Here is an 11,026-nt window from a genome sequence, read left to right as displayed (position 1 = left end):
CCGCCTGCCTTCGCCGCATCGAGTATCGTCCCGCGCTTGGCGCGACCATGTGCATTTCCCTCACAGCGCGAGACAACCCGTTTCGTTTCATCTCGAATAGCGCGGGATGTCACTTCTCAAATAGTTCGGGACGTAACACCTACCAAGGCAAGAAAAAGAACCTGCAGGAGTGGGCCAAGGGCGTGTCGCTGCGTGACCGGGCGCGGCTTGGCGCGGACGAGCGCATCAACTTCCGCGACGTGGTGAACGTCATTTCGGGTCTGGTGCTTGGCCAACGCTTCGCTGATCTCTCGCCGGAATACCCAACCTTCTCGGTCCTGCTGACAGAGGCCAACCGCAAGCAACTGATCGGCAACGCGCTGCGCGCACTGGCCGGCGGTGCTCGCACGAAGGATGCGCTCGCCGTGCTCGATGCGCTTGAGTTGCTCGATGGCGACCGCGTCGACCCGGTCAACTCCCGGTACGCACGGGAAGTGCTCAACCGCCTCAAGGCCAAGGGCCACGGCCAGGTGCTCAACCGCAGCGAACTGCTGTCGGGCACCTCAGACGTCGAGTATTTCGTACCGGTCAAGTACCGGCTGGAGCCAGATCTGCTTGTCACGGTGCTGGGCGGGTTGGTCTTCTCCGGCGACATCGTGCTGTCGATCACCGGCGACAAGATTGACTCGGGCAAGCTTGTGCAACTGGCAGAACGCTCGCTGGAAGAACTCAAGCAATTCAAGCACGTCGAGGCACCCAAAGAGATCAACCTCGCGGTGCTGCGCGCGCTGTTCGAGTTGTTCGACCTGCCGTCCGGCTTGGCCCAGAAGGCTAGCCAAGGCGATACCGAGCCGGTCATCAAACTACAGGAAAAAGTCAGTGCGCTGGTGCCGCGCGTGCTCAAGGCCGGCTCTGACCTGCAACAAGGCAAGCTGGGCTTCTGGGGCCAGAACCTGCTGCGGGAGGAACAAGCCAAAGACTGGCACGCCCGGTTGGATTCATTGAAGAAATTCACCGAGTCGCTGGCACCGTACAACACCGTCGGCAAGCTCAAAAACCTGCGGGTTACGCAGGAAGACCTCGACGGCCAGAAGAAGAGTCTGGAGATCCTGGCCGCCGTCGAGCGTCTGCTCGAACTGGTGGTGGAGTTGGGCAGCACGGCGTCCTACCTCTCTCAGGCCGAGATGGTGTTGCCCGCCGAGCACCCGTGGGTGAAGCAGGCCGAAGCCGCTCGCAAGGCCCTACAGGAAAAACTCAGCCAGGACCGTACAGTCGAGCACGCCGCCGAATACCGGCAGACTCTCACCCAGCTCAAGAAGGACTACATCACCGCCTATATCGCCAGCCACAGCAAGGCGCGGTTGGGTGTGGCCGAGGATAAGACCCGCAACGCCCTGCGCAAGGACGACCGTCTGCTGGCGCTGCGTGTGCTGGCCGGCGTTTCGCTGATGCCCACCAGCCAGCTCACAGCCTTCGAGGAGTCGCTCAACGGCTTGAAGAGCTGTTCCTCGCTGGATGAGCCGACCCTAGTCACGGCAGCCGTCTGCCCGCATTGCCAATTCCGCCCGTCTGCAGAGCAGTTGGAGCTGATCCCGGCGGCCAACCGCCTGCACAAGCTGGACGACGATCTGGATGAGTTGGTAGCCAACTGGCAGCAGACCCTGCTGGAGAACCTGGAAGACCCGTTCACGCAGGACAGTCTCGGCCTGTTGCCACCCCCACCCAAGAACCTGATCGATGCCTTCCTGGCATCGCGCAAGCTGCCGGACCCGATGACCACCGAATTCGCCAACGCCGTGCAAGAGGCGCTGTCGGGGCTGGAGAAGATCACGGTCAAGGGTGACGAGATCAAGGAGGCGCTGCTGCAAGGCGGCTCGCCGGCCACTCCGGACGACCTGCGCAAGCGCTTCGACACCTTCATGAGCGAGCGCTGCAAGGGCAAGGATGCCACCAAGCTGCGTTTCGTGATCGAGTGATATTACGTGCACCTGAGCATGATAATAAGAATTTGAGGAAGAACTGATGAACGACCTTTTTCAGAACCACGCTGCCAAAACAGGCCCGGTCGAATGCCTGGGGCAAACGTTTCCGAGTGATGAAGCACGTCACGAGCACTACCTAGAATTGCTTGCAGAAAAGCTCAAAGATCCGGACTTCAGGAAGATCGAAGGATTTCCTATCGGTTCGGACGAAGATATTTTGGCGCTCTCTAACCCACCTTACTACACGGCCTGCCCAAATCCTTTCATCGAGGACTTCGTCAGGCATTATGGCACCGCCTACAACTCATCAGTTCCATACAGCAAGGAACCGTTCGTAGCAGATGTTAGTGAGGGCAAGAACGATCCTATATACAACGCGCACAGTTACCACACAAAAGTACCGCACAAGGCAATCATGCGGTACATCCTGCATTACACGCAGCCCGGTGATCTAATCGTCGATTCATTTTGCGGAACCGGAATGGCCGGCGTTGCGGCTCAATTATGCGGTGACAGGAACGTGGTCGAATCCTTGGGATATATGGTCGATCCAAGCGGCATAGTCTTTGAACGAGATGAGTCGTCAGATAAGCCCTCATGGACCCCAATATCGAAGCTTGGACGCCGGTATGCGATTCTTAACGATCTGTCGCCATTGGCCAGCTCGGTTGCAAACTCATTCAACGCGCCACTTGATATTCAGAAATTTAATGAGATCGCCAGCAATATCGGCCGCGATCTTCAGTCATCGCATGGTTGGATCTACCAAACGCTCCACAACCCCGCCGAAAATCAGATTGCTGACGCAATATCTGCCTTAGAGGGCTCTGGATTGGCGAGTACGTCCTTTGGCCTACCTCTTGCTAAGATTAACTACACGGTTTGGTCTGAAGTATTTGTCTGCTCGCATTGTGCTGGAGAGATTATCTTCTGGGACGCAGCCATTGACCACAAAAACGGGGGTGTCAAAGACGACTTTAGCTGCCCGCATTGTGACACCCAGTTGTCCAAGCGGGGCCTTGAGCGAGCTTGGGAGAGTCGGTTTGATGAGCTGTTGAATGAAGCTGTTAAACAGCCGAAAAATGTCCCCGTCCTGATTAACTACTCTTTCGGCAAGAGCAGGGTCGACAAGCGTCCTGATGCATTCGATTTTGCAGTCCTGAAGAAAATCTCTGAAACAGCCATAACAGATTGGGCGCCTAATCATCCAATGCTATTTAAAGGTGAGTCTTGGGGCGACACTTGGCGTGCTGGTGTGCACTCCGGGATAACGCATGTTCAGCACTTTTACACGAGGCGGAATCTACTCGCCCTTTCCGCTCTTCGTAAGAAATGCGACGGTGAATTCAAGACGTCGCTGCTTTTCGCGTTTACATCAACGCACCAGTTTGTTAACCGACTTTGTCGCCTAAACATCAGTAATTACTTCAGCGGAAAAGGCGGAAAAGTCGATAAGCCGCTAGATGGAACGCTTTATGCGCCTTCGATATCGTTGGAGTTGAATGTTATCGAGAAGTGGTCTTTGCGTTCGGACCTAGAGAAGGTATATTTTGGTCGCAGTCAAGAGTATGGCATGACTTCGACCGGCTCCGCCGCCGCGCTAGCAATACCTGATAATTCATTGGATTATGTCTTCATCGACCCACCATTCGGCGGGAATTTAATGTATTCGGAGCTGAATTTCCTTTGGGAATCTTGGCTCAAGGTATTCACAAATCAAAACCCTGAGGCAATTCAGTGCTCATCTCAATCCAAATCTATAAACGACTATAGAGCAATCATGACCGAATGCTTTAAGGAAGCGTTTCGGACTCTTAAGCCAGGCCGCTGGATGACCGTAGAGTTCTCGAACACTCAGGCAGCGGTCTGGAATGCAATCCAGATCGCACTGCAGGAGGCGGGTTTTGTCGTGGCGAATGTATCGGCTATCGACAAGAAGAAGGGCAGCTTCAAGGCCGTCACTACTACAACAGCAGTAAAGCAAGATCTCGTCATTTCCGCATATAAACCAAACGGCGGACTTGAGGACAGGTTTTCAAAGAACGGTGCCTGTGTAGACTCGGTATGGGATTTTGTCCGAGCCCATCTTCAATACTTGCCAACGGTCAAGGTCAAGGCCGGGGAGCTTGAATTTATCACTGAGCGAGATCCACGGATCATTTTTGACCGAATGGTGGCGTGGTTTGTGCGGCACAACACACCAGTGCCAATGTCCACTCAAGAGTTTCAAGCGGGTTTGGTACAGCTCTTCGTCGAGCGTGATGGGATGATCTTTCTGCCGGATCAGGTTGCTGAGTATGACAAGAAGCGTATGCAGGTCTCCATTGCACCGCAAATGGAGATGTTCGTTTCTGATGAACGAAGTGCAATCGACTGGCTGTCGGATTTCTTGAAGCGTCGCCCCTCGACCTACCAAGAAACGAGTCCTGAATTCATGGGCCAGCTTGGTGCTGGCTGGAAGAAGCATGAGGCCAAACCGGAGCTTTTGGCCTTGCTGGAAGGCAACTTCCTCAAGTACGACGGCACGGGCGACGTGCCGAGCCAGATTCACAGCTACCTCTCCACAAACCATAAGGGTCTGCGCGGTCTTGACAAGAACAACCCAGCACTGGTAGCGAAGGCACGGGACCGCTGGTACGTGCCCGACCCGAACAAGGCGCAGGACCTGGAGAAGAAGCGCGAGAAGGCGCTGCTGAAGGAGTTCGAGACCTACAGGGCATTTACTGGCCGCAAGATTAAGGAGTCGCGTCTGGAAGTGCTGCGTGCGGGTTTCCGCGCCGCGTGGGCTACCAAGGACTACCAGACGATCATCAACATTGCCAACAAGCTGCCCGAGGAAACGCTGCAAGAGGACGAGAAACTGCTCACCCTCTACGACATGGCGCTGACTCGTACTGAGGACGGAATTTGAACGTGGCCAGTAGCGGATTCTTCGTCGGTGACTGGTGCTGGTTCACCCGGCAGGCATCCCCTTGTCGGGTGATTGAGTGTCAGGACGTGTGGGGCGAGAGTGTCTACCGCATCTGGCTGCCTGCCAAGAACGCTGTGATGCGCGCCCGCGCCTCGGATCTCACCGTGCTGGAGACCGTCCGCCCCAGCGTGGATCAGATCCTCCACACTACCGCTGCGGCCAAGCTGCTAGATGCGCTGGAGGACAACCTGCTGCTGGCACCTATCCAGTCCAGTGTCGTGCCGCTTCCGCATCAGTTGTATGCGTTGAATTGCGCGGTCAGCCGCGACCGTATTCGCTACCTGTTGGCCGATGAAGTGGGCCTAGGTAAGACCATCGAGGCCGGGTTCGTGCTGCGCGAACTGAAGTTGCGTGGCAGGGTGAAGCGCATCCTGGTGGTGGTGCCCAAGGGGCTGGTACGCCAGTGGCAGGCGGAAATGCGCCTGCACTTCGGTGAGACTTTCCAGTTCATCGAGCCGTCCGAGCTGGCGGCCTTCCGTCAGTGGCGCAGCGGTGGTGTGGGCGACGAGGAGAATTTGTGGCGAGTGCATGACCAGGTGATCTGCTCGTTGGACTCCGTGAAGCCGCTGGAAGGTCGCCGCGGCTGGAGCCTGGAGCAACTGAACACCTACAACCGCGAACGCTTCGAGGACCTTATCTCGGCGTCGTGGGATCTGGTCATCATCGACGAAGCCCACCGCATGGGCGGTAGCACCGAGCAAGTGGCCCGCTACAAGCTGGGCGCCGCGCTGGCCGAGGCATCACCCTACCTACTTCTGCTGTCGGCCACGCCGCACCAGGGCAAAACTGATCAGTTCATGCGCTTGATGCAACTGCTGGACCGGGAAGCTTTCCCTGACGAGAGCAGCGTCAGCCGCGATCGGGTGCGGCCCTTCGTGATCCGCACCGAGAAGCGAGTGGCCATCAACGCCGAGGGTCAGCCGCTGTTCAAGCCCCGCATGACGCGTTTGCACGCGGTGGCTTGGCACGCACGCCACAACGCACAGCAGCGGCTGTATGAAGCGGTGACCGACTATGTGCGCCACGGCTACAACCAGGCACTGGCAGCCAAGCAGCGTCACATCGGCTTCTTGATGATCCTGATGCAGCGGCTCGTGACATCCAGCACGGCGGCCATCCGCTCCACACTGGAAAAACGCCAGGCGCTGCTGGATGAGCCGCAGCCACAAGCTAACTTATTCGAAAACACCAGCGCTGACGAGTGGGCCGAACTCGACGGCCAGTCACAGGTGGATCTGGCTATGCAGTCCAGCGGCTGGGAGCTGGAAAAGGCCGAAGTCCAGATGCTGCTGGACCTGGCACGAGAAACCGAGGCGGCTGGCACCGATGCCAAGGCCGAGGCGTTGCTGGAGTTGATCTACAAGCTTCAGCAAGAGGAAGGCGACCCGGCATTGAAGGTGTTGATCTTCACCGAGTTCGTACCTACCCAGGCGATGCTGGCCGAGTTCCTGGAAAGCCGGGGTTTCTCGGTGACAACTCTTAACGGCAGCATGGATCTGGAAACCCGCACCCGCGTACAACAGGCGTTCTCCAAAGATGTGCGCGTGCTCGTCTCGACGGATGCAGGTGGCGAAGGTCTGAACCTGCAGTTCTGCCACGTCATCGTCAACTTCGATATGCCGTGGAACCCGATGCGGATCGAGCAGCGCATCGGGCGCGTTGACCGTATCGGGCAGAAGCACGTTGTTCGCGCCATCAACTTCGTGCTCGAAGACACCGTGGAACACCGGGTGCGCCAGGTTCTGGAAGAAAAGCTCGAAGTCATCGCGCAGGAATTTGGTGTCGACAAAGCCGCCGATGTGATGGATTCGGTGGAGGCCGATCCGATCTTCGACGAGTTGTTCGTGCATGGCCTGCAGAACCCGGATGCAATTGAACAGGAGTGCGATGCGGTCGTGTCGCAACTGCGATCCACACTGGCTGAGTCTAAGCAGAACAGCGATCTGCTCAAAACAGAGCATGATCTGGATGCCGACGATGCCCGCAAGTGGCGTGACCACCCGGCGCAGTTCTGGCTGGAGCGCGCCATCACCAGTGGTTTGGCGGCCCGAGGCGGGTCAGCCACCAAGGTGGGCAATGCCTGGCGGGTGAAGTGGCCGGATGGCAGCGAGTCGGTGCAGGCATGTTTTGATGCCCGGACAGCGGACGAGAACCCGGAGTTGGAATGGGTCACGATGGAAGATCCACGCACCCGGGCAGTGATCAGCGAGCTACCGCGCTTTGTTGCCGGTCAGCCATTGCCGGTGATCCGCGTGACCGGTTTGCCGGATTCGGTGCGCGGGATCTGGTCGCTGTGGGAAATCAGCCTGGCGGCCGAAGGTCTGAGCCGTAAGCGCTTTCTGCCGGTGTTCATAAACGAGGAAGGCCGCCCCTTCGTGCCGACCGCTAAACGAGTGTGGGATCTGCTGCTTACCGAAGCCGTAGACGTGCACGCGGTAACGGGTGCAGGGGACTCTGTGCGCTGGTTCGAGGCGTCGCATGCGGCAGCCAGTACACAGGGTGAGCGGATCTTCAACGAACTGTTGACCGAGCGCCGCGCGCGGCTTAAGGAAGAGCGGGAACGTGCACAGTATGCCTACGAGGCCCGGGGTCAGGCGATTGGGCGGATCGGTTTGCCCGCCGTTCGTCAGCATCGACGCGAGCGACTGCGCCAGGAACACGCCGCGCGCATGGCCGCTCTGGACGACATGGAGGCCAGTGTGCCAGATTTGAATGCCGTGATGATGGTGCGTGTCTCCGGCGTTGTGATGCCCGGAGGACAGTAGCTATGAGTTTGTGGACGGAACGTATCCTTAGCCACTTCACGGCCGACCTGACCCGGTTGTGGGTGGCGTGCGACCCGGATGATGTGCTGCTCGATGAGAATCTATTAGCCGAGCTGCGCGGCCGTGGTTTTGAGTTGATGCTGTATGAGGACCCGTTCACGTTTCGAGCGGAATATGAAGAGCGGTACCGAGCTGCGTGGGATCGCGGTGAGCAAGGGCCGGCACCATCCCTCGTGCTCCATTTGCGCCGCGCCGACGCGAGCGAGTTGCCGTGGGACATCGTGCACCACGGGCGCGTGGTTCACCTTAGCCTTGCAGAGCTTTTCCCACGGCTGGCGTACAGCGCCGTGCAGCAAGTTGAGCCAGAACATCTGGCGGCACTGTTTTATGCCCACAAGATAGAGTTGCAGTCGGCGCGCGGGGAGAACGAGTCGAAAGACTTCATCCTCGAACACGTTTACCAACTTGCACCAAGGTCCATCCGGACCCCGGTGGACTTCTGGCGTGAGCTGCTGCGGTTGCACTTCGCCAACCGCTCGTTGCCACCTATCTTTGCCCAACACGCGGCGGGCATCATTCAGGGCAAGGGGCTGCTCGCGGACCAGCCGGTGGCAACCTGGCTAGCGTCCAAAAGTGCGCTGCTGCGGGTGGTACAGGATGCTTGGTACCGCTACGTGGCAACCTTGGGACAGGATGGCACGCGCAATGGGGAACCGCCTCCGCCAGATTACGTCGCCCAGATCGAAATCCCGTTCGACCACACCGATGTGCAGGCGCTGGTCGATTCCATGTTCCTCAATGGCTCCTTGCACCCGCTGGTAGTGCACAGCGTCCCGGCAGGAGTGCCAAGCTGGATTAAGGCGGGCGTTGTTCAGGACCCTGCGGCGTCGCAGGCGTTGGTACTCAAAGGTATCGATAGCCTGATCGGTGCGACCCCAACGGCGGCCTCGTCACACAAGGACTGGAGCGAGTTCGCCAAGCGCTACGGTGAGATTCTGGCCCGCACACATGGTCTGCCGGGCGCGAACGGCAACGAGCGGCTGTCTGCAATTCGAGACCGCATCAAGGCGTTACAGGCGCAATCAGACGAGCGACTGCAGGCATGGGTCGCCGCCAAGCATTATGCCGACCTGATCCTGCAACCGGTGACCAAAGGACCGGTGATGGTGCACCACGTACCGCGTTTCTTGCGCCATCGTCGATCCGCAGGGGAATCAAAGGTGGCCCTGCTCGTATTCGATGGGCTGGCCTTCGATCAGTGGGTGCAGATCCGCGAGCGCTTGATCGCCACGAACAAGCGCTTCGCATTTGACGAGGGGACAGCGTTCGCATGGCTACCCACTGTGACATCGGTGTCGCGCCAAGCCCTCTTCTCGGGACAGAAGCCACGCGAGTTCGACGACTCCATCGACCGGACAGACAAGGAGGAATCCTTGTGGAAGACGTTCTGGCAGGACGAAGGTGTAAGTCCCAATGAGGTGATGTATCGACGCGCGCTGCGTCAGATCGATCAGCTCGACGTACTGGAAGCGGATCTGATCCACCGGCGCCCGAAGGTTGTGGGCCTCGTCATCGATGAAGTGGACGATCGGCTCCACAAGGAAAGATCCAAAAAGGACGTGGCGATGTGGATTGAGAACTGGCTGGCGACCGGCTTCGTCGATCGGCTGTTCTCGTTGCTGCTCGACAACGGATACCACATCTACCTCACGGCGGATCACGGTAACGTTGAATCCACTGGCGTTGGCAGGCCCAACCAGGGCGTCATTGCCGAGACGCGCGGCGAACGTGTTCGGGTCTATCGGAGCGAGCCATTGTTGGCCGAATCCGCTGCGGCTTATCCCGCCACAGTCAGGTTGGACATCGCTGGACTACCCGCGAACTTCATGCCTCTATTCGCAGGCGGACGAACCGCGTTTGTGCCGGAAGGCGAGCAGGTGGTGGTCCACGGCGGGCTGTCGATCGAGGAGTTGATCGTGCCCTTTGTAAAAGTTAGTTATGTGATTGGTACCGAATGAATTCATCAGCCCCTCAAATTGGCTTTGATCGGTTCATTCAGCTTGATTGGGCGGTTGCGGCACTGAATGTTCGTGCTGGCACGGCTGGACTAGATGATCTGAATGCACTGCTCGATGCAGCCGGACTTGGCGCAGAAGCCAAGAAGAAGACACGCACAGTTCTGAACCGGCTGTGGCTGGAGCCGCGTGCCGAACTAGTCGATTTCGCGGATCGCGGCATCGCGATCCACAAGACGCAGCCGGCCGTTGCCGTCGCCGCGCTGTGCTGGGGAATGGCCGTTGCGACGTATCCGTTCTTTGGCAAAGTGGCCGAACTGGTGGGCCGACTGTCCGCCATCCAGGGCGACTGCGCAGCTGCGGAAGTGCATCGCCGGATGAGCGAAATCTATGGTGAGCGCGAAGGAACCCGACGCATGACCAACATGGTTATCCAGAGCCAGGCGAGCTGGGGCGCCGTTGAGCGCGTGGAGAGAGGCAAACGCGTCATTCGCCGTGCATCTACAGCGATCGAGAACGACGAACTGACGGCATGGCTGATCGAGGCGGCTGTGCGCTACGCCGGCAAGCCCGTTTCTGTGACCAGCTTGCAGTCGCTGCCAGTGTTGTTCCAGTTCATTTTGACGCGGCCCCTGGCATACGTGGTGTCAAATAGCCCGACGCTCGACCTTCGGTTCGAAGGCCCGAGTAACCAGTTCGTCGCTTTGCGCGTCCCCCTTTGACGATAGACGTGAATACGCAGAGAGACAGCATCGGCGTTCACAGTCAATGACACGGTCAGATTTTCGTTGCTTGCACCTGCGATTGTCGAAGCGGTGCTCATGGGGACGCTGTCGCGGACGATCTCACTTGAGGCATTACTTCGGATACGTACGCCAGCAGAGTTGAACAGACAGCGACGTACGCTGGCTGTGTCTGCAGACGACTGATGTCGCCGTTCCACCCTTCGCCTCGGCCGACGGGCAAGCCGCGCATTTTGATAACGGGCAGCTTTGCGGCAACGGCCATAGGCAGCCGTCGGCCCATAAGCGGCCGATCGGCGGGTGTGTTTGGACCGTCAACAACCGGAAATTTTCCTAGGCGTTCGGCAGTAGGCTAATCGCACCAACTTCGTCGTCCAGTCGCAAAACTGTGGCGCCAGTCGCAATTACTTTGGCGCCCTACGGCAACCCCCGAACATCAAACGTCGATATTCCCCGCCCGCAGCGCGTTGCTTTCGATAAACGCGCGACGCGGCTCGACATCATCGCCCATGAGCGTCGTGAAGATGCCGTCGGCGGCAATCGCATCTTCGATCTGCACGCGCAGCAAACG

At 58.4% G+C, this 11,026-nt stretch carries 6 protein-coding genes; 5 read left to right on the top strand and 1 reads right to left on the bottom strand.

All coding sequences use genetic code 11. The features are described from left to right. From VJR68_RS19585 to VJR68_RS19565, 5 genes are all read left to right on the top strand, one after another. Positions 1-1,955 (top strand): DUF6079 family protein (locus tag VJR68_RS19585; RefSeq protein WP_324150374.1); only part of this gene is annotated, 1,955 nt, incomplete at its 5' end. A 46-nt stretch (positions 1,956-2,001) separates the two neighbouring features. Next, a complete protein-coding gene (locus VJR68_RS19580) occupies positions 2,002-4,872 on the top strand; it encodes a DNA methyltransferase (protein WP_324150372.1) in 2,871 nt (956 codons plus the stop codon). Positions 4,873-4,874: 2 nt separating this feature from the next. Beyond that, positions 4,875-7,697 (top strand): DEAD/DEAH box helicase, encoded by a 2,823-nt coding sequence (locus VJR68_RS19575; protein ID WP_324150377.1) that lies wholly within the window; start codon positions 4,875-4,877, stop codon positions 7,695-7,697. A 2-nt stretch (positions 7,698-7,699) separates the two neighbouring features. After that, complete coding sequence (gene pglZ / locus VJR68_RS19570; RefSeq protein WP_324150370.1) at positions 7,700-9,715, top strand: BREX-3 system phosphatase PglZ; 2,016 nt, start codon at positions 7,700-7,702, stop codon at positions 9,713-9,715. Then, on the top strand, positions 9,712-10,434 hold the full coding sequence (locus VJR68_RS19565; RefSeq protein WP_324150368.1) for a hypothetical protein: 723 nt from the start codon (positions 9,712-9,714) through the stop codon (positions 10,432-10,434). The genes pglZ and VJR68_RS19565 overlap by 4 nt, the downstream gene beginning before the upstream one ends. Before the next feature lie 457 nt (positions 10,435-10,891). Here VJR68_RS19565 and VJR68_RS19560 read toward each other — a convergent pair. Then, a partial coding sequence (locus VJR68_RS19560) for a hypothetical protein (protein WP_324150376.1) occupies positions 10,892-11,026 on the bottom strand: 135 nt, incomplete at its 5' end.

The sequence above is a fragment of the Dyella sp. genome, from assembly GCF_035277725.1.
GTDB lineage: Bacteria > Pseudomonadota > Gammaproteobacteria > Xanthomonadales > Rhodanobacteraceae > Dyella_B.
The sequence above is the reverse complement of the archived record's forward strand: the minus strand, read 5'-3'. Positions and strand labels throughout refer to the sequence as shown.

Coding starts and splice junctions, on each gene's coding strand:
- pglZ (WP_324150370.1), top strand. CDS start 7,700: ATGAGTTTGTGGACGGAACGTATCCTTAGCCACTTCACGGCCGACCTG.
- VJR68_RS19580 (WP_324150372.1), top strand. CDS start 2,002: ATGAACGACCTTTTTCAGAACCACGCTGCCAAAACAGGCCCGGTCGAA.
- VJR68_RS19565 (WP_324150368.1), top strand. CDS start 9,712: ATGAATTCATCAGCCCCTCAAATTGGCTTTGATCGGTTCATTCAGCTT.